Origin of the sequence: Sphingomonas sp. 66-10, from assembly GCF_001897045.1 — a bacterium.
In the GTDB taxonomy this organism is placed as follows: domain Bacteria; phylum Pseudomonadota; class Alphaproteobacteria; order Sphingomonadales; family Sphingomonadaceae; genus Sphingomonas; species Sphingomonas lycopersici.
Genome location: NZ_MKRR01000160.1, coordinates 1 through 22,042, shown reverse-complemented (window position 1 = coordinate 22,042; position 22,042 = coordinate 1). Strand labels below are relative to the sequence as shown.

General features: G+C 66.5%; 22 protein-coding genes. 13 read left to right on the top strand and 9 right to left on the bottom strand.

The features are described 5' to 3' along the window. On the top strand, window positions 1-205 hold a 205-nt coding region (locus tag BGN95_RS24850), incomplete at its 5' end, for a translocation/assembly module TamB domain-containing protein (protein WP_286774353.1). 132 nt (window positions 206-337) lie between these two features. Here BGN95_RS24850 and BGN95_RS24845 read toward each other — a convergent pair. Both BGN95_RS24845 and BGN95_RS24840 read right to left on the bottom strand, forming a co-directional pair. Further along, the gene (locus BGN95_RS24845; protein WP_179513386.1) at window positions 338-637 is read right to left on the bottom strand and encodes an EthD family reductase; all 300 of its coding nucleotides are present in this window, start codon (window positions 635-637) and stop codon (window positions 338-340) included. Between the two features lie 70 nt (window positions 638-707). Then, entirely contained in the window at window positions 708-2,132 is a 1,425-nt protein-coding gene (locus BGN95_RS24840; RefSeq protein ID WP_179513387.1) for an aldehyde dehydrogenase family protein, read from the bottom strand. A gap of 195 nt (window positions 2,133-2,327) precedes the next feature. Between BGN95_RS24840 and BGN95_RS24835 the strand changes: the two genes are divergently transcribed. Then, entirely contained in the window at window positions 2,328-3,248 is a 921-nt protein-coding gene (locus BGN95_RS24835) for a right-handed parallel beta-helix repeat-containing protein (protein ID WP_265313870.1), read from the top strand. Window positions 3,249-3,281: 33 nt separating this feature from the next. Here BGN95_RS24835 and BGN95_RS24830 read toward each other — a convergent pair whose 3' ends face one another. From BGN95_RS24830 to BGN95_RS24820, 3 genes are all read right to left on the bottom strand, one after another. Further along, complete coding sequence (locus BGN95_RS24830) at window positions 3,282-4,880, bottom strand: choline dehydrogenase (protein ID WP_286774352.1); 1,599 nt, start codon at window positions 4,878-4,880, stop codon at window positions 3,282-3,284. Window positions 4,881-4,961: 81 nt separating this feature from the next. Then, window positions 4,962-5,921, bottom strand: a complete 960-nt coding sequence (locus BGN95_RS24825) for an NADPH:quinone oxidoreductase family protein (RefSeq protein WP_286774351.1) — start codon at window positions 5,919-5,921, stop codon at window positions 4,962-4,964. Window positions 5,922-6,140: 219 nt separating this feature from the next. After that, the gene (locus BGN95_RS24820; RefSeq protein WP_265269329.1) at window positions 6,141-6,701 is read right to left on the bottom strand and encodes a TetR family transcriptional regulator; all 561 of its coding nucleotides are present in this window, start codon (window positions 6,699-6,701) and stop codon (window positions 6,141-6,143) included. 105 nt (window positions 6,702-6,806) lie between these two features. Between BGN95_RS24820 and BGN95_RS24815 the strand changes: the two genes are divergently transcribed. From BGN95_RS24815 to BGN95_RS24805, 3 genes are all read left to right on the top strand, one after another. Continuing rightward, window positions 6,807-8,060, top strand: coding sequence for an acetyl-CoA C-acetyltransferase (locus tag BGN95_RS24815; protein ID WP_179513392.1), 1,254 nt, complete (start codon window positions 6,807-6,809; stop codon window positions 8,058-8,060). 101 nt (window positions 8,061-8,161) lie between these two features. Beyond that, window positions 8,162-9,724 (top strand): acyl-CoA synthetase, encoded by a 1,563-nt coding sequence (locus BGN95_RS24810; protein ID WP_286774393.1) that lies wholly within the window; start codon window positions 8,162-8,164, stop codon window positions 9,722-9,724. Continuing rightward, window positions 9,721-11,310: an AMP-binding protein gene (locus BGN95_RS24805; RefSeq protein WP_179513393.1), complete on the top strand. Its 1,590-nt coding sequence runs from the start codon at window positions 9,721-9,723 to the stop codon at window positions 11,308-11,310. Before BGN95_RS24810 ends, BGN95_RS24805 begins: the two co-directional genes overlap by 4 nt. A gap of 120 nt (window positions 11,311-11,430) precedes the next feature. On the opposite strand, the gene BGN95_RS24800 is transcribed toward BGN95_RS24805, so the two are convergent. Further along, a complete protein-coding gene (locus BGN95_RS24800) occupies window positions 11,431-12,264 on the bottom strand; it encodes a TauD/TfdA dioxygenase family protein (RefSeq protein ID WP_265269326.1) in 834 nt (277 codons plus the stop codon). Between the two features lie 80 nt (window positions 12,265-12,344). On the opposite strand from BGN95_RS24800, the gene BGN95_RS24795 reads away from it, so the two are divergent. Beyond that, on the top strand, window positions 12,345-12,995 hold the full coding sequence (locus BGN95_RS24795) for a Crp/Fnr family transcriptional regulator (RefSeq protein ID WP_179513395.1): 651 nt from the start codon (window positions 12,345-12,347) through the stop codon (window positions 12,993-12,995). A 159-nt stretch (window positions 12,996-13,154) separates the two neighbouring features. Here the strand turns inward: BGN95_RS24795 and BGN95_RS24790 are convergent, their stop codons facing one another. Both BGN95_RS24790 and acs read right to left on the bottom strand, forming a co-directional pair. Continuing rightward, a complete protein-coding gene (locus tag BGN95_RS24790; RefSeq protein ID WP_179513396.1) occupies window positions 13,155-13,388 on the bottom strand; it encodes a hypothetical protein in 234 nt (77 codons plus the stop codon). Between the two features lie 139 nt (window positions 13,389-13,527). Beyond that, complete coding sequence (gene acs, locus BGN95_RS24785) at window positions 13,528-15,465, bottom strand: acetate--CoA ligase (protein ID WP_265269325.1); 1,938 nt, start codon at window positions 15,463-15,465, stop codon at window positions 13,528-13,530. Window positions 15,466-15,574: 109 nt separating this feature from the next. Here acs and BGN95_RS24780 point away from each other — a divergent pair, with 109 nt between their 5' ends. The 3 genes from BGN95_RS24780 (at window position 15,575) to BGN95_RS24770 (ending at window position 17,290) form a co-directional block, all read left to right on the top strand. Beyond that, the gene (locus tag BGN95_RS24780) at window positions 15,575-16,591 is read left to right on the top strand and encodes an NAD-dependent epimerase/dehydratase family protein (RefSeq protein WP_179513398.1); all 1,017 of its coding nucleotides are present in this window, start codon (window positions 15,575-15,577) and stop codon (window positions 16,589-16,591) included. A 61-nt stretch (window positions 16,592-16,652) separates the two neighbouring features. Next, complete coding sequence (locus BGN95_RS24775; RefSeq protein WP_179513399.1) at window positions 16,653-16,901, top strand: type II toxin-antitoxin system VapB family antitoxin; 249 nt, start codon at window positions 16,653-16,655, stop codon at window positions 16,899-16,901. Next, window positions 16,898-17,290: a type II toxin-antitoxin system VapC family toxin gene (locus BGN95_RS24770; RefSeq protein WP_179513400.1), complete on the top strand. Its 393-nt coding sequence runs from the start codon at window positions 16,898-16,900 to the stop codon at window positions 17,288-17,290. The genes BGN95_RS24775 and BGN95_RS24770 overlap by 4 nt, the downstream gene beginning before the upstream one ends. An 11-nt stretch (window positions 17,291-17,301) precedes the next feature. On the opposite strand, the gene BGN95_RS24765 is transcribed toward BGN95_RS24770, so the two are convergent. Then, on the bottom strand, window positions 17,302-18,660 hold the full coding sequence (locus BGN95_RS24765) for a helix-turn-helix domain-containing protein (protein WP_265269324.1): 1,359 nt from the start codon (window positions 18,658-18,660) through the stop codon (window positions 17,302-17,304). A gap of 111 nt (window positions 18,661-18,771) precedes the next feature. Between BGN95_RS24765 and BGN95_RS24760 the strand changes: the two genes are divergently transcribed. From BGN95_RS24760 to BGN95_RS24745, 4 genes are all read left to right on the top strand, one after another. Next, a complete protein-coding gene (locus BGN95_RS24760) occupies window positions 18,772-20,298 on the top strand; it encodes an acyl-CoA carboxylase subunit beta (RefSeq protein ID WP_286774392.1) in 1,527 nt (508 codons plus the stop codon). Between the two features lie 72 nt (window positions 20,299-20,370). Further along, entirely contained in the window at window positions 20,371-20,790 is a 420-nt protein-coding gene (gene mce, locus BGN95_RS24755) for a methylmalonyl-CoA epimerase (protein ID WP_179513402.1), read from the top strand. Window positions 20,791-20,905: 115 nt separating this feature from the next. Then, the gene (locus tag BGN95_RS24750; RefSeq protein ID WP_179513403.1) at window positions 20,906-21,694 is read left to right on the top strand and encodes an enoyl-CoA hydratase-related protein; all 789 of its coding nucleotides are present in this window, start codon (window positions 20,906-20,908) and stop codon (window positions 21,692-21,694) included. Between the two features lie 106 nt (window positions 21,695-21,800). Beyond that, a partial coding sequence (locus tag BGN95_RS24745) for a methylmalonyl-CoA mutase family protein (protein ID WP_286774350.1) occupies window positions 21,801-22,042 on the top strand: 242 nt, incomplete at its 3' end.

The window sequence follows — 22,042 nt, the reverse complement described above, 5'->3', positions numbered from 1 at the left end:
CGCCGATCCGCAGACCGGGCAGCAGACCTCGATCGCGGCGGGCAAATATGTGACGCGGAAACTCTATGCGGAGATCATCACCGACGGGCAGGGCTATTCAGCGACCCGGATCGAATATCAGGTGACGCGCTGGCTGTCGCTGCTCTCGACAATCTCGACGCTGGGGCGGCAAAGCGCCAACGTGAGGATTTCGAAGGATTATTGAGGGGCGTCACCTTCTCCCCTCCCTTGCACAAGGGAGGGGGCGGAGGGAGGGTTGGCCTGCGAGGATACCGAAGCAACCGCCTCATACCCCCCCCAGCCCCTCCCTTCACCAGGGAGGGGAGAAAGAAGGGATTTACGCCAGAGCCCGCCCGACCATCAGCTGCGGGACGATATCGGTGAACTTGGCGACGTCCTCGGCCAATTCGCCGCGACGCGGGTTGGCCATTGCGGCGGCGAACGCTTCGGGCGAGGCGAAATGGAAATGCGCGATCAGCGCATAGGGTGCCGCGGCGCCGTCCATTGCCTGCCCCTCGATCAGTTCGAAGCGATCGGGGTTCCACACCTCGCAGACCAGCGGGGCGTGATGGTCGCGATAATAAGCGCGGTCGAATTTCGCGCCGTCGTGATTGGGATAGATCACCGAGAAGATCATGCGGGAGGTGCCTTTCGGATAGCAAAAGGGGCGCCGGCCTGCTGGTCGGCGCCCCGTGAGAGGAGAAGGATCAGGCAGGTTCGCCGACGATCGTCTTGATTTCCATGAAGTCGGTGAGACCGTATTTGCCGCCCTCGCGGCCGTTGCCCGATTGCTTGAACCCGCCGAACGCGGTGCCCGGGGTCGGCCCCCAGCTGTTGATCGTGACCAGCCCGGCGCGCAGCTTGCCCGCGATCTTCGCCGCCTCGGCCGGATCGCCCGAGATCGTCGCGGACAGGCCGTAATCGGTGTCGTTGGCCATCTCGACCGCCTGATCGCGATCGTCATAGGTGGTGATCGTCGCGACCGGACCGAAGGTTTCCTCGCGATAGATGCGCATTTCCGGGGTCACGTCGGCGAGCACGGTGGGCTTGATGAAATAGCCGGCGTTGCGCCCGTCCGGCCGCCCCGTGCCGCCGGTCACCAGCCGTGCGCCCTCGTCGAGCGCGGACTGGATCAGCGACTGGATCTTCTCGAACTGCGCCTTGTTGACCACCGGGCCGATATGCGCGCCCTGATCCTCGGGGTTGCCGACCACGGTCGCGTCCATGATCGCCTTGACCACCTCGGTCGCGGCCTCGGCCTGGCTCTTGTGGACGAGCAGCCGGGTGGGGGCGATGCAGCTCTGCCCGGTATTGGCGATCACCCCGGCGAGCGTCGGCGGCAGAACTTCCTCCAGCTTGGCGCCTTCGAGCACGAGGTTCGGCGCCTTGCCGCCGAGTTCCTGGTGGACGCGCTTGACCGTCGCGGCGGCGGCAGTGGCGACCGCGACCCCGGCGCGGGTCGAGCCGGTGAAGCTCACCATGTCGACGCCCTTGTGCGCCGACAGCGCCGCGCCGACCCCCGGCCCGTCGCCGTTGACGAGGTTGAACACCCCCGGCGGGACCCCGGCCTCGTCAAGGATCTCGGCGAAGATCATCGCGTTGGAGGGCGCTTCCTCGGAGGGCTTGAGGATCATCGTATTGCCCGCGGCAAGCGCCGGGGCGACCTTGGCGCAGATCTGGTTGAGCGGCCAGTTCCACGGGGTGATCATCGCCACCACGCCGACCGGCTCGTGCACGACGCGCGCGCTGCCGACCGTCTCGGAGAAGCTGAATTCGCGCAGCGCGGCGAGCGTGCCGATGAAATGGCCGAGACCGGCCGGCACCTGCGCCATTTGCGCGAAGGAGATCGGCGCGCCCATTTCGCGGCTGGTCGCGGCGGCGAGTTCGGGGAGACGGGCCTTCATCCCGGCGATGATCTTTTCGAGGATCGCGGCGCGTTCCTCGATGCTCGATTGCGACCAGGCGGGGAAGGCCGCGCGCGCCGCGGCGACCGCCTTGTCGACATCGGCGGCGGTGCCCAAGGTGATCTCGGTGCAGGGCTGCTCGGTCGAGGGATCGATCACCTCGTGGCGTCGCCCGCCTTCGCTCTCCACCCATGCGCCATTGATATAATGCTTCAGGTAGCTTTGCATGACAGGCCTCTCCACTTTTGACGGATTCGGGGTTCGGGTATGGTCATGCGGCTTGGCAAATCCCGTTGCAACAGGAAACGCGATGACTGCAAACCGTACCGTGACGGGACGCCGCGGGCGTTAACCGCGAAAGCCTCTTTCCGTTCCGCGGCGGTTGCGCTCAAGAAGCCACGGTATGTCTGAGGGAATTTGCCGATGCGCCGCCTGATCGCTCTCGCACTCATGTCGCTCGCCGCCCCGGCCGCCGCCGCGCCGTTCACGATCGTCGAGACGGGGGAGGGTTTCGTGCACCTCCAGGACGCACTGATGGCGAAGCGCGGGCAGGATTTCACCGTGCTGATCGCGCCCGGCGTCTATCGCGAATGTGCGATCCAGCAGGCGGGGCGCGTCACCTTCAAGGCGGCCGAGCCGGGCACCGCGATCTTCGAGGGCGCGTGCGAGGGCAAGGCCGCGCTGGTGCTGCGCGGCGCGGGGTCGGTGGTCGACGGTCTCGTCTTCCGCAATATCCGCGTCGGCGACGGCAATGGCGCGGGGATCCGCATCGAGATCGGCGACCTAACGGTGCGCAACGCGATGTTCCTCGACAGCCAGGAAGGGATTCTCGGCGCGACCGGCGACGCGTCGCGCGTCATGATCGAGCGCTCGACCTTCTCCGGGCTCGGCCAGTGTGACGAGACCCCCGATTGCGCGCATTCGGTCTATCTCGCGAACACGGGCACGATCACGATCACCCATTCGCGGTTCGAGCGCGGGCGTGGCGGGCATTACGTCAAATTGCGCGCGCCGCGCGTCGCGATCGACGACAACAGCTTCGACGACAGCCAGGGGCGCAAGACCAATTACGCGATCGACCTGCCCGAGGGCGGCACCGGCGAAATCCTGCGCAACACCTTCGTCCAGGGGCCGAACAAGGAGAATTGGACCGGGGTGATCGTCGTCTCGGCCGAGCAGCGCAAATATCCGGCCACCGGGCTGCGCGTCGCGGACAATATCGCGACGCTCGCGCCGGGGCAGAAGAACAGCCCGGCGTTCGTCGCCAACGTCAGCGGCGACCGGCTCGCGCTCGGCGCCAACCGGCTGGGGCCGGGGGTGCGGGCGTATGAGGAGCGGCACTGATCGAAGGCTGCCCTTCCCTTCAGGAGAGGGGCTTTAAGCGGCGCGGATCATGTCGGCGGCTTTCTCCGCGATCATGATCGTCGGGGCATTGGTGTTCGATCCCACCAATGTCGGCATCACCGAGGCGTCGACGACGCGCAGCCGCTCCAGCCCGCGCACCTTCAACTGCGCGTCGACCACCGCCATGCGATCGCCGTCGGCGCCCATCTTGCAGGTGCCGACCGGGTGATAGATCGTCTCGGCGGTGCGCCGCACCCAGGCGTCGATCTCGGCATCGCTGCGCACCTCCGCGCCCGGTGCGAGCTCGGCGTCGCGATACGGATCGAGCGCCGCCTGCGCCGCCACCTCGCGCCCGATCTTGACGCATTCGCGCATCACGCGGACATCCTCGGGCTGGCTGAGGTAATTGGCGAAGATCAGCGGATCGGCGAGCGGGTCGTTCGACGCGATCGTCACCCGCCCGCGGCTTTCCGGGCGCAACTGGCAAAGATGGAAGGAGAAGCCGTCCTGCTTCACCTGCACCTTGCCGTGATCGCGCATGATCGCGAGCACGCCGTGGATCTGCACGTCGGGGCGCGACAGCCCGGCGCGCGAGCAGAGGAAGGCGCCGGATTCGAGGAATTGCTGGCGCCCGTAGCCGCTGCCGCGCAGCAGATATTCGAGCCCGACCTTGAGCTGGCGCAGCCCCTTGGTCGCCGAATAAGCGGTGGTCAGCCCGTGGCAGCGCCAGTTCATGATGACATCGAGATGGTCCTGCAGATTCTCGCCGACCCCCGGCAGATCGTGGACCGCGCGGACCCCCGAATCCCGGAGCCGCGCCGGATCGCCCACGCCTGAAAGCTGGAGGATCTGCGGGCTCTGCACCGCGCCCGCGCACAGCAAGGCCTCACCCGCGACTTCGACCCGCGCCGGGCGGTTGCCGACGAGATAATCGACTGCGATCGCGCGGCCATGCTCGATCACCACCCGCGTGGTGCGCGCATTGGTGATCACCGTCAGGTTGGCGCGCCCGAGCGCGGGGTGGAGATAGGCCGCCGCCGCCGACCAGCGCCGGCCGTCGGCGATCGTCAGGTCATAATGACCGAAACCTTCCATCACCGCGCCGTTGAAGTCGGTCGTCACCGGATAGCCGGCCTGTCGCCCGGCCTCGACCAAAGCGTCATGAAACGGGCTGTCGCTCTCGCCGGCGGAGATTTTGAGCGGGCCGTCGGCGCCGTGGAGCCCGTCGCTCGGGCCGCGATGATGCCCCTCGAGCCGACGGAAATAGGGGAGCACGTCGTCCCATGACCAGCCGGCGAGGCCGAACTGGCGCCATTCGTCATAATCCTGCGGATGCCCGCGCATATAGATCATGCCGTTGATCGCCGAGGAGCCGCCCAATCCGCGCCCGCGCGGCCACCACAAGCGGCGCTTGTCGAGATGCGGCTCGGGCTCGGTCCAGAAGCCCCAATTGTGCTTGCCCTTGGCCTTGATCAGCGTGCCGACCCCGGCGGGCATCCGCACCAGCATCTCCTTGTTCGCACCGCCGGCTTCGAGCAGGCAGACGCTGGCGGCGGGGTCCTCCGACAATCGCGCGGCGAGCGTGCACCCCGCGGAGCCGCCCCCGATGACGACATAATCATAGCCCGCCACGCATCTCTCCCAATCTTTCAGCGCCTTACCCGTTTGCGGTCACGCCGGATCAAGTCCGGCATGACGATGAAATGCAAGCTCTCACGGCACCAGCACCAACTTCCCGATCATCCTGCTGTCACGCATCATCTCGAACGCCGCGCGCCAATCGTCGAGCGGCACTTCGGCATGAACATGGGGACGGATGCGCCCCTCCGCCGCCAGCCGCCAGATCGCGTCCTGATTTTCGCGGCCCTTGTCCGGGAACTGCCGGCCATATTCGCCCGCGCGCACGCCGATCACCGAAAAGCCCTTGATCAGCGGGATGTTGGTCGGGACGGTCGCGATCCGGCCGGAGGTGAAGCCGACCACCAGCAATCGTCCGCCGAACGCGATGCAGCGGGTCGATTCGTCGAACGTGTCGCCGCCGACCGGATCGTAGATCAGGTTCGTGCCGCCGCCGGTGATCTCCTTCACCCGCTCGCGGAAACCGGGCGTGGTGACGGCGGCGTCGACCGGATAGGTCGCGGCGACGGTCGCGAGCTTTTCGGCCGAACGCGAGGTCGCGATCACCCGGCAGCCGAGCGCCTTGGCGAGATCGACCGCCGCGAGCCCGACCCCGCCGGTCGCGCCGTGGATCAGCGCCCATTCGCCGGGCTGCGCCGTGCCGAGCCGGATCAGCGCGACATAAGCGGTGAGATAGGCCGCGCCGACCCCGGCGGCCTCGGCATAAGACAGGTGGGCCGGCTTGGCGCGGACCGCATCGGCGTCGACCGAGACCAGTTCGGCGAACCCGCCGAGCCGCGTGCCGCACACCACCGCCGCGCCGGGCGCGAAGCCGTCGCCGGCGATCACCTCGCCCGCGATTTCCATGCCGGGGATGAAGGGGAGCGGCGGCTTGAGCTGATAGTCGCCGCGCGTCATGAGGAGATCGGGATAGTTGAGCGCGGCCGCCTTCACCCGGACCAGCACCTTGCCGGGGGCGGGCTGTGGCGCGGCGACATCGGCGAGCGCGGTGCCCGACAGATCGGGCGACAGCGCGGAGACGACCAGCGCTTTCATACGCCCGTCATCCCAACGTCTTCTCCGTCATTCCCGCGAAGGCGGGAATCCAGATGCGCTGCGGTTGCGACTCTTTCGGAGAGGCCTGGATGAATGGATTCCCGCCTTCGCGGGAATGACGAGCGAGGGATTGGAATCTCTTGCCCCGCGCCTGCCTCCCGATGGACTCCGGCTCAAGGCCGGGGTGACGGGGGAGGGAGGCGGCGGCATATTCCATCCTTAACGCGCGATCATGATGTCGAGCAGCGAATCGAACAACGTGCTCATATCGAGCTGCGGCGCATGCACCTTGCCCAGCCCCAAGGTGATCAGCCCGTAAGCGCGGATCTCCGCCTCGTGCCGGGTGAAGCCCGCGGTGACGAGATTGCGCGCGAGGAAATCGAGCAGCAGCGTATCGTGCCGCTCGACCGCCGCCTGCGCGCGCGGGTCGCTCTCCGCCCAGGCGCGCATCGCGATCCCCAGACGCGAGGAGCCGCGCCGCCGCACCGTCTGCCCCAGCAGCCGGATGCGTTCGATCGGATCGGGCGAGGCTCGTTCGAGCGCGTCGATCAGATTACCCACCTGATCCTCCGCGAAATAACCCGCGAGCTGCCCCTGATAGTCATCGAAGTCTTTGAAATGATGATAGAAGCTGCCGGTCGATACGCGCAACTCGTCGGCCAGCGGGCGCAGCTTGAGTGCCCTTAGCCCGCCGCGCCGCAACAGCGACTGCCCGGCTTCCAGCCAATCGTGCGGGGTCAGGTCCTGCGTTCGCGTTGCGGTTTGACTTGCTGGCTGCACGCTTGACATCCCCTGTACCATAACCAAGGTTATGCTGGAATCCGGCGCCGGTAAAGAGCCGTCGCGGTCACCTGATTCTCGCATCCGATTTCTGGAGAGGCATAAATGGCAGACGCTTATATCATCGACGCCGTCCGTACCCCGCGCGGGATCGGCAAGCAGGGCAAGGGCGCGCTGGCCGATCTGCACCCGCAGCATCTCGCGGCGACGGTGCTCAAGGCGCTCAAGGAACGGAACAATCTCAACACCGCCGAGGTCGACGACATCATCTGGTCGACCTCCAGCCAGCGCGGCAAGCAGGGCGGCGACATGGGGCGGATGGCGGCGCTCGACGCGGGGTACGACGTCAAGGCGAGCGGGACGACGCTCGATCGCTTCTGCGGCGGCGGGATCACCGCGGTCAATTTCGCTGCGGCGCAGATCATGTCCGGGATGGAGGATCTGGTGATCGCCGGCGGCACCGAGATGATGAGCCTCACCGCCGCGATGGCGCAGGAGGATATGGAATCGGGCAAGCCGATGCTCGGGATGGGATCGGGCAACGAGCGGCTCGACCTGTCGCATCCGCAGAGCCACCAGGGGATTTGCGGCGACGCGATCGCCAGCATGGAGGGGATCACCCGCGAACAGCTCGATGCCGCGGGGCTGGAGAGCCAGCAGAAGGCGGCGGTGGCGATCGCCGAGGGGCGGTTCGACAAGTCGATCGTGCCGGTGGTCGACGATGCCGGCAACGTGATCCTCGCCAAGGACGAATATCCGCGTCCGCAGACCACCGCCGAGGGGCTTGCGAGCCTCAAGCCGTCGTTCGAGGCGCTGGCCGACATGCCGTACAACAATAAGGGCGACACCTTCCGCAAGCAGATCAACCGCAAATATCCCGATCTGGAGATCAAGCATTTCCACCACGCGGGCAATTCGAGCGGGGTGGTCGACGGTGCGGCGGCGGTGCTGCTCGCCTCCAAGGCCTATGCCGAGAAGCATGGGCTCAAGCCGCGCGCGCGGATCGTGGCGATGGCCAATATCGGCGACGATCCCACGCTGATGCTCAACGCCCCGGTCCCGGCGGCGAAGAAGGTGCTGGAGAAGGCGGGCCTCAAGAAAGAGGATATCGACCTGTGGGAGATCAACGAGGCGTTCGCCGTGGTCTCCGAAAAATTCATCCGCGATCTCGAGCTGCCGCGCGACAAGGTCAACGTCAACGGCGGGTCGATCGCGCTCGGCCACCCGATCGGCGCGACCGGCGCGATCCTGATCGGGACGATCGTCGACGAGCTGGAGCGGCAGAACAAGCGCTACGGCCTCGTCACGATGTGCGCCGCGGGCGGAATGGCCCCGGCGATCATCGTCGAGCGGGTTTAAGCGTACAAAGCCCCTCCCTGAAGGGGAGGGGCTTAAACGAAGGGTATCGGCGCGAGCGGCGCATCGAGATGCCGCCGCGTCCTCGAAACGGAGAGAGGATGATGCTGCACCCGGTCGCGCATGCCAAAGCGACACCCGACAAGCCGGCCTATATCATGGCCGCGACCGGCGAGACGGTCACTTATGGCGAGCTCGATCGCCGCGCCAATCAGGGCGCGCATCTCATCCGGTCGCTGGGGTTGAAGCGCGGCGACGGCATCGCGCTGATGATGGACAATAATGCCCGCTATCTCGAAATCCTGTGGGCGGCCGAGCGCACCGGGGTCTATGTCACCTGCATCTCCTCCAAATTGCTCACCGACGAGGTCGAGTACATCATCCGCGACGGCGATTGCCGCGCGCTGATCGTCTCGCGCGCCTGCGCCGATTGCGCGGCGGCGCTGCTGCCGCGGATCGGCGACCTGAATCGCTTCATGGTCGGCGGAACCGCGGAGGGCTACGACAGCTATGAGGCGGCGCGCGATGCGCAGCCGGACACGCCGATCGCCGACCCCTCGCCGGGGCAGATCATGCTCTATTCCTCGGGCACGACCGGACGGCCCAAGGGTGTACGTTTCCCGCTGCCGGCGGAGCCGTTCGGCGAGAATGTCTCGGCGCTCGTCCTGCTCGGGCAGGCGCTTTATTCCTGGACCCCCGATCTCGTCTATCTCAGCCCCGCGCCGATGTATCACGCCGCGCCGCTGCGCTGGTCGATGGCGGTGCACCAGATGGGCGGGACGGTGGTGGTCATGGACCGTTTCGACGCCGAACAGGCGCTGCGCTACATCGAGCAATATCGCATCACCCATGCGCAATGGGTGCCGACGCATTTCATCCGCATGTTGAAGCTGCCGCCCGAGCTGCGCGGTCAATATGACGTCTCGTCGCTCAAGGCGGTATGGCATGCCGCCGCGCCATGCCCGATCCCGGTCAAGCAGGCGATGATCGACTGGTGGGGGCCGATCGTCGGCGAATATTATGCCGGCACCGAGGGCAACGGCTTCCACGCGATCCAGTCGGCGGAATGGCTGACGCACAAGGGTTCGGTCGGGCGCAACCTCACCACGATCACGCATATCTGCGACGAGGAGGGCAACGATCTGCCGCCGCGCAGCGAGGGAGCGATCTATTTCGAACAGCCCGACGGCGGGCGGGTCTTTTCCTATCACAACGATCCCGAAAAGACCGCCGACGGCACCAATCGCCACGGCTGGACGACGTTGGGCGACGTGGGGTGGCTCGATGAGGAGGGCTATCTCTATCTCACCGACCGCAAGAGCTTCATGATCATCTCGGGCGGGGTCAACATCTACCCGGCGGAGATCGAGAACCTCCTGGTCACCCACCCCAAGGTGGCGGACGTCGCGGTGATCGGCGCGCCGCACGAGGAAATGGGCGAGGAGGTGGTCGCGGTGGTCCAGCCGCGCGACATGGCCGACGCCGGCCCCGCGCTGGCGGCCGAGCTGACCGATTTCGCGCGCGCGCATCTGAGCCACGTCAAGACCCCGCGCCGGATCGACTTCCGCGCAGAGCTGCCGCGCCACGATACGGGTAAGCTCTACAAGAGGCTGCTGCGCGACGAATATTGGGGCAAGAAACCCTTGGTCGAGGGGAGCGCGGCATGACCTTCAACTTCGGCGACATGATCGAGGCGATCGAGCGTAAAATCCCCGCCGACCGCGTCGCGCTGGCGCATGGCGACGAGACGGTCGATTGGGGCGAATTGCGGCGGCGATCGAACAACCTCGCGCGCGCACTGATCGAGCGCGGGCTGCAGCCCAACGAGCGGGTCGCCTTCTATGCCTATAACAGCGCGGACTATCTCGTCGCGCTGATGGCCTGCTGGAAGGCGCGCGGCGCGCATGTCAACGTCAACTATCGCTATGTCGCCGACGAACTCGCTTATATCCTCGGCGACAGCGACGCGACCGTATTGTTCTACGATGCGCGGCTGCGCGATGCGGTCGCCGCAGTGGTCGATCGCTGCCCGCTGGTGCGGACCTGGGTGGAATTGGGCGGGGAGGCTTCGCCGGCTTTCGCCGAACCGCTCGCACGGCTAACCGCGGGCGACGGCACCGCGCTCGATATCGTGCGCAGCCCCGACGATCGTTTCTTCATCTATACCGGCGGCACCACCGGGATGCCCAAGGGCGTGGTGTGGGCGCACGCCGATCTCAACGCGATCGGGCTCGCGGCGGCGGCGGCGCAGGGGCTGCCTGTGCCGCAAAGCGTCGAGCAGGCGGCCGATTTCGCCGCGGCCAATCCCGATTATCCGCGCACCGTCGTCGGCCCGCCGATCATGCACGGCACCGGGCTGCTCTCGGCCTATGGCGCCTTGCTCGGCGGCGGGCTCGCGGTGACGTTGCCGGGCCGCAGCTTCAATGCCGAAGAGGCGCTGAGCGCGATCGACCGCTGGCGCGCCAACCGGCTGGTAGTGGTGGGCGATGCCTTTGCTCGGCCGATCCTCGATGCGCTCGATGCGCAGCCGGGGCGGTGGGACGTCTCGTCGATGCGGGTCGTCATCTCGTCGGGTGTGATGTGGACGCAAAGCGTCAAGGACGGGCTGATCCGCCACATGCCCGATGCGATGTGCCAGGATAATTTCAGCTCGTCCGAGGCGATCGGCATGGGGGTGTCGATCACTACGCGCGACGGGACGGTCGAGACCGCGAAGTTCATGGTCGGCCCGCGCTGTCGCGTGCTCGACGAGCAGGATCGCGACGTGGCGCCGGGATCGGGGGTGCGCGGCGTCGTCGCGCTCGCGCCGCCCAACCCGATCGAATATCACAAGGATCCCGCCAAGAGCGCGCGCACCTTCCGCGTCATCGACGGGGTGCGTTATTCGATCCCCGGCGATTTCGCCGAAGTCGCGGCGGACGGTACGCTGGTGCTGCTCGGGCGCGGCTCGGCCTGCATCAATTCGGCGGGCGAGAAAATCTTCCCCGAGGAGGTGGAGGAAGCGCTCAAGCTCTGCCCGGCGGTACGCGACGCTCTGGTCTTCGCGATGCCCGATCCGAAATGGGGGCAGGCGGTTGCGGCGGTGGTGCATGTTGCGGCGGATTACGACGAGGCGGCGGCGCGCGACGATCTGCGCGCGCGGCTCGCCGGGTTCAAACAGCCCAAATTGCTCGTCGCGACCGAACAGTCGCTCCGCGCGCCCAACGGCAAGGCGGACTACGCCAAGGCGAAGGCGCTGGCGGGGGTGGGTTAAGCAACCGGCAGGAGGAAAATGTGCTCCCGCGAGGGCCCCCATCAAAATAGTATTTTGATGGGACCCACGGCGTAAGCCCAGTCTGGGTCCCCGCCTTCGCGGGGTCACAGTTGCGGAGCGTCACTCCAGCGGCTCACCCGAAAGCGTGATGCGGTGCATCAGCCGGCGGTGGCCGTGATAATCGTTCATCGCATAATGCCAGGTCGAGCGGTTGTCCCAGATCGCCACCGATCCCGGTGCCCATTGCAGCCGGCATTGGAATTCGGGGCGTTTGCCGACCTCGAACAGATAGGTCAGCAGCGGCAGGCTTTCCTCGCGCGTCCAGCCTTCGAAATGCAGCGTGAAGCCCGGATTGACATAGAGCAGTTCGCGCCCGGTCTGCGGGTGGCGCAACGCGACGGGATGGACGGCGCGGGTGCGGATATCATGCCCCTTGAGGTCCGCTGCCTGATCGGTCTGCGCGTAGATACCGTTGGTGCTGTAGATATGGTCGGCCGAATGCACCGCGCGCAACCCGCGTAGGGTTTGCTTGAGTCCGTCGGACAAAGAGTCAAACGCCGCGCCCATGCTGGCGAATAAGGTGTCGCCGCCGGTCGGCGGGGTTTCGCGCGCGATCAGGATCGATCCCATCGCCGGCACCTGATCATAGCTGTGATCGGTATGCCAGCCGCCGCCGATATTGGTGGTCTGCGTTTCCGATTTGCGCACCTCGGCGATTTCCGGGTGGCCGCCGTTGGCGGGGAAATATTTGTTGACGTCGATCCCGCCCCAGCGTCGCGCCAGTGCGATATGCTGTTCGGGGCTCAATTGCTGATCGCGGACGAACAGGACGCCGTGATCGGCCACCGCGCGCCGCAGCGTGTCGAACCCGGCGTCGTCAATCGCGTTGAGGTCGATATCGAGCGCCTCGACCCCGACATGGTCGGCGATCGGGCGGAAATTGACGTTGGCCACGGAGCCTCTCCTGCTTCTTTGCTGCGCGCATCCTACCGCAGTGATTTTGCGGAAAATGTCACCTAGGTTACATTCGTCCGATGGATATCGAGGCGCTGGCGCTACGGAGCATCTGGTTCGCGCACCTTCCAGCACCGTTGCGCGCGGCGCTGTTGCATGCTGGTCGCGTCGCCCGGCTCGATGCCGGGCAATGGGTTTTCGGCGAAGGCGACGCGGAGACCGGGGTGCTGCTCGTGCTAGAGGGCGCGCTCAGGATCGAGGCGTCGGTAGGGGCGGAACGCGACGTGTTGCTCAACCTCGCCCCCGCGGGCGCCGCCTTCGGCCAGTCGCGCCGCGGCGGGGGTGGCCCGCGACTGGTGACCGCGCGCGCCGCCTCCGCCGCAACCGTGCTGCTGATTCCTGACGCGGCGCTGCAACGGATCGCCGAGGTGCATCCGGCGCTGTGGCGTGCGGTGAGCGAACTCGTCTACGGCCAGCTCGACACGATCGTGCACCTCGCCGCGCAATTGCTCGCGCTCGGGCCGCGCGGACGGATCGCGGCGCGGCTGCTGACCTTTGCGGCAGGGGGCGAGGTCGCGCTCAGCCAGAGCGATCTTGCGGAAATGTGCGGGCTGTCGCGCAAGGCGACCAACGCGCATCTCGCGGCACTGGAACGCGCGGGCGCGATCGCGCGCGGCTATGGCCGGATCGCGATCATCGATGCGGGGGCGTTGCGGCGGTTGGCGGCATAGGGGGCAAGCCGCGATTTACGCATCATCCACGCGAAGGCTGGGGACGCAGTCGATTGAAGATGCGGTTGGAATGCCTGTGACGCGTATCGGGTACCGGTGGAGATACTAGCCTATGCTGGCGCGACGAAAACTCCGACGCCGGTTGTGCGCATATCTCGCTCAGGCCAGCGCCGCCATATAATGCGCGCACTGCCGGCGGCGTTCCTGGCCCTGCAGCGTCAGCACGATATGCCCGAGCTGGCGGCGCACGAGGCCCTGATCGGTGAGCGCGTCGATCGTCGGCTGGGGTTGTTCGCGGGGGAGAATCAATATCGTGCCGGCGCGACGCGCCGACCACAGGATGCGTTCAATCTCTTCCGGCAGCAGCGGTGTGCCGGCACCATGCTTCGTCATTGCGACCCCCCCGACCCGGGATGGCGACGGCGCCCCTTAATGTGCCGCGCGCCGATATCCGGTCCGATTTGAATCGATTCGTCAAGTAAAGGTTTGTACGAATCGGGTTACCGAATGATGAATCGAGAGATTCCAGGGTTTAGCTGACTCTATTCGTCACGAGATCGTCAACGACCGAAGGGTCGGCGAGCGTCGATGTGTCGCCGAGACTCGAGACATCGCCTTCGGCGATCTTGCGCAGGATTCGGCGCATGATCTTGCCCGAACGAGTCTTGGGCAGCCCGGGGGCGAATTGAATCGCATCGGGCGTGGCGATCGGGCCGATTTCCTTGCGCACCCATTGTTTGAGCGCAGTGTTGAGCTCGGCTGATGCAGTCTCGCCCGCATTCAGGGTAACATAGGCATAGATGCCCTGGCCTTTGACATCATGCGGCATCCCCACCACCGCAGCTTCCGCCACTTTGGGATGCAATACCAGCGCGCTTTCGACTTCCGCAGTACCCATGCGGTGCCCTGAAACATTGATTACGTCATCGACGCGGCCCGTGATCCAATAATAACCATCCTCGTCACGACGGCAGCCGTCGCCGGTGAAATATTTGCCGCGATAGGTGGTGAAATAGGTCTGGAAGAACCGGGCGTGATCGTTCCACACGGTGCGCATCTGCCCCGGCCAGCTCGCGGTGATGCACAGATTGCCGCTCACCGCGCCTTCCAGCACCTGGCCGTTTTCGTCGACTAGCTGCGGCTGGACGCCGGGAAGCGGGAGCGTCGCCGATCCGGGCTTGAGGTCGGTCGCGCCGGGCAGCGGGGCGATCAGCGCGCCACCGGTCTCGGTCTGCCACCAGGTGTCGACGATCGGCGAACGGCCCTCGCCGACCACGTCGTGATACCAGCGCCACGCCTCCGGGTTGATCGGCTCGCCGACCGTGCCGAGCAGCCGCAGCGAGGTGCGGCTGGTGCGGCGGACGAAGTCGTCGCCGTCCTTCATCAGCGCGCGCAGCGCGGTGGGGGCGGTGAACACGGTGTGGACCTGATGGCGATCGACCACCTGCCAGATGCGGCTCGCGTCGGGCCAGTTGGGCAGCCCTTCGTACATCAAGGTCGTCGCGCCGTTCGCCAGCGGGCCGTAGACGATATAGGTATGCCCGGTGACCCAGCCGATATCGGCGGCGCACCAGAAGACGTTGCCCGGGCGGTAATCGAAGACGAGATCGTGGGTGAAGCTGGCCCACAAGAGATAGCCGCCGGTGGTGTGGAGCACGCCCTTGGGCTGCCCGGTCGATCCCGAGGTGTAGAGGATGAACAGCGGGTCCTCGGCATTCATCGGCTCGACCGGGCAATCGGCCGACACCCCCGCCGCCGCCTCGTGATACCAGATGTCGCGCGCGCCCATCGTGATGTCGCCGCCGGTCGATTTGACGACGATGACCTTTTCGAGGCTCGGCGCGCGTGCCGCGGCTTCGTCGACATTGGCCTTGAGCGCGACGCGGCGGCCGCCGCGGCGGCCTTCGTCGGCGGTGATGACGATCTTCGAATCACAATCGGCGATGCGCCCCGCCAGCGCATCGGGCGAGAAGCCGCCGAACACCACCGAATGGATCGCCCCGATCCGCGCGCAGGCGAGCACCGCAAAGGCCGCCTCGGGGATCATCGGCAGATAAACGGTGACGCGATCGCCCTTCTTCACCCCTTGCGCCTTGAGCACATTGGCGAAGCGGCACACCTCGGCGTGAAGCTCGCGATAGGTGAAGCGCTTGGGCGCCGCGGCGGGATCGTCGGGCTCCCAGATGATTGCGGTCTGGTCGCCGCGCGTCGCGAGGTGGCGGTCGAGGCAATTGGCGGCGACATTGAGCACGCCATCCTTGAACCATTGGATGCGGAAATCGCCCTCGTCGAACGACCAATCGCCGGCGGCGGTCGGCGCCTTCATCCAATCGAGTCGCTTCGCCTGCTCCAGCCAGAAAGCGTCCGAATCGGTCACGCTCGCGCGATACATCGCGTCATATTGCGCGCGGTTTACCTTGGCGGCCTCGGCCCAGGCGGCGGGGACGGGGTAAAGCTCCTGATCGGACATGCCACTCTCCTCTTCGCGCGCCCGTTAACCGACGCGGCGGCCGGGGACAACTTGGCAGGAGATCGGTTTCGCCCTAAAACCCTTTGTGTTTCGACAGAGGGGGATGGCCATGAGCGGCACCGTGCTCGTCACCGGAGGCAGCGGCTATATCGCCGGCTTCCTGATCCGCCAGCTCGTCGAGCGCGGCTGGACCGTCAACACCACGATCCGCAATCTCGCAAAGGAAGCGCAGGTCCGCGCGACCTTGGGCGTTGCCCCGGAGAAATTGCGCTTCTTCGCCGCCGACCTGGAGCAGGATGCGGGCTGGGCGGAGGCGATGGCGGGGTGCAGCCATGTCGCGCATGTCGCCTCGCCCTTTCCGGCGGGCGCGGTGAGCGACGACGTGCTGATCCCGCCCGCGCGCGACGGCGCGTTGCGCGCGTTGCGTTTCGCCAAGGCGGCGGGGGTGAAGCGGTTCGTGCTTACCTCCTCGGTGGCGGCAATCGCTTACGGCCACCCGCCGGCCAACGGCGCCGCCTTCACCGAACGAGACTGGACCGACATCAACGCGCCGGGGGTCGGGGCCTATATCAAGTCGAAGACCGTCGCCGAGCGCGCCGCGCGCGACTGGATGGCGGAACATGGCGCGGGAATGGAATTCTGCTCGGTCAATCCCAGCGCGGTGCTCGGGCCGGTGCTGAGCGACGATTATTCGACCTCGATCCAGTTCGTCCAGCGGCTGCTTGACGGCTCGGTCCCGGGGTTTCCGCGGATCGGCTTCGCGGTGGTCGACGTGCGCGATCTCGCCGACCTGCATGTCCGCGCGCTCGAGACGCCGGGGCTCGACGGCGAGCGTTTCATCGGCGGCGGGCGGTTCATGCAGATGGAAGAGGTGGGGGCGGTGCTGCGCGCGCGGCTCGGCGACAAGGCGCGCAAGGTGCCCAAACGCCGCGTCCCCGATTTCGTCCTGCGGCTGATGGCGCTGTTCGACGGCAGCATTCGCCAGGTGGTGGGCGAGCTCGGCCGCGTCCGTGCGATCGATCCTGGGCACACCGCGCAAGTGCTCGGCTGGCGCACGCGCGACGAGGAACAGTCGATCGTCGATACCGCGGAGAGCTTGATCGAGCGCGGGATCGTCAAGGTCTGAGGGTCCTTGCCGATACGGCCCTGGTAGATTATTTTCGAGATATGGTAGAACGGCGTTCGCGATGCATTTGAACATCAAGGATCCGGAGGCGCATCGGCTTGCGCAAGCGATCTCCCGCGCGACGGGTGAATCGATGACGCGCGTCGTCACCGAGGCGTTGCGCAGTCGCTACAACGAGATCGAGCGGCGCGAGCGACGTGCGAGCCTCGATGAACTACGCGCGATCGCGGCGCGATCGGCGGCGCTCGTCCGCGGCAAATACGAGGCGCACGGCGACCTGCTCTACGACGATGCCGGCCTGCCCAAGTGATCGTCGACACCTCGGCGCTCGTCGCGATACTCTACGGCGAGCCCGAGGCTGAACGCTTTCTCGCGCACCTTTATGATGCCGATATCCGCCGGATCAGCGCAGCGAATTACGTCGAATTGTTCATCGTCCTCGAACGGCAATTCGGTCCGGCGATGGCGCGCGAGGCGGAAGCGCTGTTGAAGGCTGCCGAGATCGTTATCGAACCGGTGACCGCCGAGCAGGCGACACTCGCACGCCGGGCGTTCCTCGCCTTCGGCCGCGGCCGGCATAAGGCGGGCCTCAATTACGGAGATTGTTTTTCCTATGCGCTGGCACGCGCACTCGATGAGCCGTTGCTCTACAAGGGAGACGATTTCGGCCTGACCGACATCGGTGTTGCAGCGCGCTGACGCGCGTCGCTTCACACCACCCGATACGGCACCACACGCCGCACCGCGGGCTCGACCGCGATCGCGCGGTCGGTCGGCGGGAAAGCGCGCTGGTCGCAATCATCGCGGGGGCAGAGCCGGCAGGAAATCCCGATCGGGGTCGGCGCGCGGGTGCGGTCGACCGCATCGGCATAGACGAAATCGGCGGCGTGGGTCGCCTCGCACCCCAGCACCACCGCATAGCGCCGCGGGCTGCGCGCGAAGCTGCCCGAGGGCTTCACCAGACCCTTGGCCATCGAGATATAGCGCACCCCGTCGGGGGTCTCGGCATGCTGGACGAGGATGCGGTCGGGGATCGCTGCCGCTTCATGCACATGCCACAGCGGGCACGCCCCGCCGAACCGCGCGAATTGCAGCCGGGTCGCCGAATGCCGCTTGGTGATATTGCCTGCCATATCGACGCGGCAGAAGAAGAACGGCACCCCTTCCGCCCCGCTGCGCTGGAGCGTCGAGAGCCGGTGGCACGCCTGTTCGAAACTCACCGTGAAGCTGCGGCACAATCGGTCGATATCGTGGCGCAGCCGCAACGCCTCGGCGCGGAACGCGGCATAGGGCATGACCAGCGCGCCCGCGGCATAATTGGCGAGCCCGACCGCGAGCAGCCGCCGCGCCTCGGCCCCGACGACGTCCGCCCCGGCGACGATCGCCTCGATCTCGCGCGCGAAGGCGGTCGCGGCGAGGCGGTGCGCGATCAGGAAGCGGCGGCTTTCGGGCGGCAACGCGGCGTTGAGCGTCAGCGTCGCGCCGTCGAACCGCGCCAGCGGCGCATCCTCGTCGCTGTCGGTGGCGAGGGTGACGCCGTGACGCTGCAACGCCTCCGCCGCGCTGAAGCCGGGCTGGGTCGCCAGCGTTTCCGCGGCACGATCGAGCCGGTCGACATAATTGCCCGCCTCGTGGAACCAGTCGCGCACCGCTTCCCACGGCAGCCGCGCGCCGGTCCCGGTGGTCATCGATTCCTCGGCGATCGCCAGCCGTTCCTCGGCGGCGCGCTTGGCGGCGTGGAGCGCGATCAGCCGGTCGGCGACCGCGGGCCGCTCCTCCGCCAGCCGCGCCGCCTCGTCGGCGTCGAGCGGGGTCAGCGCGGGATCGGCCAGCGCCTCGCCCAGCGCCGCCAGTCGCCGCGCGGGCGCCTCGCCCTCGATCGCCGCCAGCGCCTGCGGATAATGCCTTGCCAGCGCGGTGGTGACTGCCGGGGTCAGCGGCCGCTCGCCGGTTTCGAGCTGCGAGAGATAGCTCACCGACAGCCCGAGCCGCGCGGCCATCGCGCGCTGGTTGAGCCCCGCGGAGAGGCGCAGCGCGCGCAATTGCTGGCCGGCATAGAGTCTGGGCATGGCCTGCGCATCCTAGTTCGCAAATCCTGCCTTCGCAATTTCGCAAGTTCACATTTGCGCTTCGCCGCCGCCCGCGTCAGGAGGAATGGATTGCATCTGCCGGAGAAGCGCATGTCGTCGACGATCGAGGAACTGGAACGCAAGCGCGCCGCCGCGCGGGCGGGCGGCGGGCAGAAGCGCATCGACGCGCAGCATGCCAAGGGCAAGCTCACCGCGCGCGAGCGGATCGACGTGCTGCTCGATGAGGGCTCGTTCGAAGAATATGACATGTTCGTCGAGCACAATTGCGTCGATTTCGGGATGCAGGATCAGATCTATCCCGGCGACGGCGTGGTCACCGGATCGGGGACGATCAACGGCCGGCTGGTGTTCGTGTTCAGCCAGGATTTCACCGTATTCGGCGGCAGCCTCAGCGAGCGTCACGCGCAGAAGATCTGCAAGGTGATGGACATGGCGCTGAAGGTCGGCGCGCCGGTGATCGGCCTCAACGATTCGGGCGGCGCGCGCATCCAGGAGGGGGTCGCCTCGCTCGGGGGCTATGCCGAGGTGTTCCAGCGCAACGTGCTCGCCTCGGGCGTGGTGCCGCAGGTCAGCGTCATCATGGGCCCTTGCGCCGGCGGCGCAGTTTACTCCCCGGCGATGACCGACTTCATCTTCATGGTGAAGGATTCGTCCTACATGTTCGTCACCGGCCCCGATGTGGTGAAGACGGTGACCAACGAGGTGGTGACGCAGGAGGCGCTGGGCGGCGCGATCACCCACACCACCAAGACCAGCGTCGCCGATGTCGCGTTCGAGGACGATATCGAGGCGCTGCTCGCGGTGCGCGATTTCGTCGATTACCTGCCCGAATCGAACCGCGCCGCGGTGCCCGAGCGGCCGACCGACGATCCGTGGGACCGCGTCGAGGAAAGCCTCGACACGCTGATCCCGCCGAGCGCCAACCAGCCCTATGACATGCACGAGCTGATCCGTAAGGTGGTCGACGAGGGCGAGTTCTTCGAGATCCAGCCGGCGCATGCAGCGAATATCATCTGCGGCTTCGGGCGGATCGAGGGGCGGACCGTGGGGTTCGTCGCCAACCAGCCGATGGTGCTGGCAGGGGTGCTCGACATCAATTCGTCGAAGAAGGCGGCGCGCTTCGTGCGCTTCTGCGACGCGTTCGATATCCCGATCGTCACCTTCGTCGACGTGCCGGGCTTCCTGCCGGGCACCGCGCAGGAGCATAACGGGATCATCAAGCACGGCGCGAAATTGCTGTTCGCTTACGCCGAGGCGACCGTCCCCAAAATCACCGTCATCACCCGCAAGGCTTATGGCGGGGCCTATGACGTGATGGCCTCCAAGCATCTGCGCGGCGACCTCAATAATGCCTGGCCGACCGCCGAGATCGCGGTGATGGGCGCCAAGGGCGCGGTGGAGATCATCTTCCGCGGCTTGAACGAGGAAGGGATTGCGGAAAAGACCCGCGAATATGAGGCGCGGTTCGCCAATCCGTTCGTCGCGGCGTCGAAGGGCTTCATCGACGAGGTGATCCAGCCGCACTCGACCCGCCGCCGCATCGCGCTCGGGCTTCGGAAGCTCCGCAGCAAGACGCTGGAGAATCCGTGGAAGAAGCACGACAATATTCCGTTGTGACGATGTGCTCCCGCGAAGGCGGGAGCCCAGACTGTGTCCCCGCCTTCGCGGGGACACATTAAGGGACTGGAAATGAAACTAGGCCGCCTCAACCACGTCGGCGTCGCGACGCCCTCGATCGCCAAATCGATCGAAACCTATCGCCTGCTGCTCGGCGCCGAGACGATCGGCGAGCCGTTCGATCTCCCCGCGCAGGGGGTGAAGGTATGCTTCGTCGACGCGCCCAATACTCAGATCGAGCTGATCGAGCCCTATGACGAAAATTCGCCGATCGCGGGGTTCCTCAGGAAAAACCCGGCCGGCGGGCAGCATCACGTCTGCTTCGAGGTGCCCGACATCCACGAGGCCGCCGCGCATATGAAGGCCAACGGCGCGACCGTGCTCGGAGAGCCGCGGATCGGCGCGCACGGCACCCCGATCGTCTTCGTCCATCCGAAGGATTTCGGCGGGATGCTGGTCGAGCTGATGGAAACGCCCAAAGGCGACCATTGAGGTGATATAGATTCCGTTCGCCCTGAGCTTGTCGAAGGGCTGCACTTCTTTCCGTGGAAGAAAAGTGCAGGGCTTCGACAAGCTCAGGGCGAACGGAGAGGGAGAAGGACAGACAATGGCCGATTACGAAACGATCCTGACCGAACGGAAGGGCGATGTCCTCGTCATCACGCTCAACCGGCCCGACCGGCTCAACGCCGCTTCGCTCGACATGGCCGAGGAACTGACCGACGCACTCTACCATCTCGATGGCGCGCGCGCGGTGCTGATCACCGGCGCGGGGCGCGCTTTCTGCTCGGGTGCCGATCTGCAGGGGCGCGGCGATCGCCCGGTGACCGGCAGCGGCGATGCCGCGCACCGCTCGCTGATGCTGCATTACAATCCGGCGCTGACCCAGATCATGCGGCTCGACGTGCCGGTGGTCACCGCGGTCAATGGCGCGGCGGCGGGTGTGGGCTGTTCGCTCGGCCTGTCGGGCGATTTTGTGCTGGCGGGCAAATCGGCTTACTTCCTCCAGGCGTTCGTCAATATCGGGCTGGTCCCCGACGGCGGATCGACCTGGCTGCTCGCCAAGGCGATCGGCCGCGCGCGCGCGACGCGGATGATGATGCTGGGCGAGAAGATCGGTGCCGATCAGGCCGAGCAATGGGGGATGATCTACAAGTCGGTCGACGATGCGGCGCTGATGGACGAGGCGCTGGCGCTGGCGGCGCGGCTCGCCGCCGGGCCGACGGTCGCGCTGGCGACGATGCGCCACAATATCATGACCGCGCTCGACGGTTCGTTCGAACAGGTGCTGCGCGCCGAAGCCGAGGGACAGCGCCGCGCCGGCGACACCGCCGATGCACGCGAGGGCACTTTGGCGTTCCTCCAAAAGCGCAAGGCGGAATTCAAGGGTAAGTAGATTTAGAAGTGAATCCACCCCGGCGAAGGCCAGGGTCCAGCAACGGGCCGCTCGCGACTGGGCCCCGGCCTTCGCCGGGGCGGTATGAGGTGGTTGAGAGAGTGACATGACCGATAGCAAACCGACGCTCGACAATTGGTCCGCCGCCGCCGCCAAGGAGGTGAAGGGCAAGGATCTCACCTGGCACACGCCGGAGGGGATCGCGGTCAAGCCGCTCTATACCGCCGAAGACGTTGCGGTCGATCCGGGCCTGCCCGGTTTCGCGCCGTTCACTCGCGGGGTGCGCGCGTCGATGTATGCCGGGCGGCCGTGGACGATCCGGCAATATGCCGGCTTCTCCACCGCCGA

What these genes read in the sequence shown, in the direction of transcription:
- BGN95_RS24845 (WP_179513386.1), bottom strand. Translation starts at nt 637, where the DNA reads ATGATCTTCTCGGTGATCTATCCCAATCACGACGGCGCGAAATTCGAC.
- BGN95_RS24840 (WP_179513387.1), bottom strand. Translation starts at nt 2,132, where the DNA reads ATGCAAAGCTACCTGAAGCATTATATCAATGGCGCATGGGTGGAGAGC.
- BGN95_RS24835 (WP_265313870.1), top strand. Translation starts at nt 2,328, where the DNA reads ATGCGCCGCCTGATCGCTCTCGCACTCATGTCGCTCGCCGCCCCGGCC.
- BGN95_RS24825 (WP_286774351.1), bottom strand. Translation starts at nt 5,921, where the DNA reads ATGAAAGCGCTGGTCGTCTCCGCGCTGTCGCCCGATCTGTCGGGCACC.
- BGN95_RS24815 (WP_179513392.1), top strand. Translation starts at nt 6,807, where the DNA reads ATGGCAGACGCTTATATCATCGACGCCGTCCGTACCCCGCGCGGGATC.
- BGN95_RS24810 (WP_286774393.1), top strand. Translation starts at nt 8,162, where the DNA reads ATGCTGCACCCGGTCGCGCATGCCAAAGCGACACCCGACAAGCCGGCC.
- BGN95_RS24805 (WP_179513393.1), top strand. Translation starts at nt 9,721, where the DNA reads ATGACCTTCAACTTCGGCGACATGATCGAGGCGATCGAGCGTAAAATC.
- BGN95_RS24795 (WP_179513395.1), top strand. Translation starts at nt 12,345, where the DNA reads ATGGATATCGAGGCGCTGGCGCTACGGAGCATCTGGTTCGCGCACCTT.
- BGN95_RS24790 (WP_179513396.1), bottom strand. Translation starts at nt 13,388, where the DNA reads ATGACGAAGCATGGTGCCGGCACACCGCTGCTGCCGGAAGAGATTGAA.
- acs (WP_265269325.1), bottom strand. Translation starts at nt 15,465, where the DNA reads ATGTCCGATCAGGAGCTTTACCCCGTCCCCGCCGCCTGGGCCGAGGCC.
- BGN95_RS24780 (WP_179513398.1), top strand. Translation starts at nt 15,575, where the DNA reads ATGAGCGGCACCGTGCTCGTCACCGGAGGCAGCGGCTATATCGCCGGC.
- BGN95_RS24775 (WP_179513399.1), top strand. Translation starts at nt 16,653, where the DNA reads ATGCATTTGAACATCAAGGATCCGGAGGCGCATCGGCTTGCGCAAGCG.
- BGN95_RS24765 (WP_265269324.1), bottom strand. Translation starts at nt 18,660, where the DNA reads ATGCCCAGACTCTATGCCGGCCAGCAATTGCGCGCGCTGCGCCTCTCC.
- BGN95_RS24760 (WP_286774392.1), top strand. Translation starts at nt 18,772, where the DNA reads ATGTCGTCGACGATCGAGGAACTGGAACGCAAGCGCGCCGCCGCGCGG.
- mce (WP_179513402.1), top strand. Translation starts at nt 20,371, where the DNA reads ATGAAACTAGGCCGCCTCAACCACGTCGGCGTCGCGACGCCCTCGATC.
- BGN95_RS24750 (WP_179513403.1), top strand. Translation starts at nt 20,906, where the DNA reads ATGGCCGATTACGAAACGATCCTGACCGAACGGAAGGGCGATGTCCTC.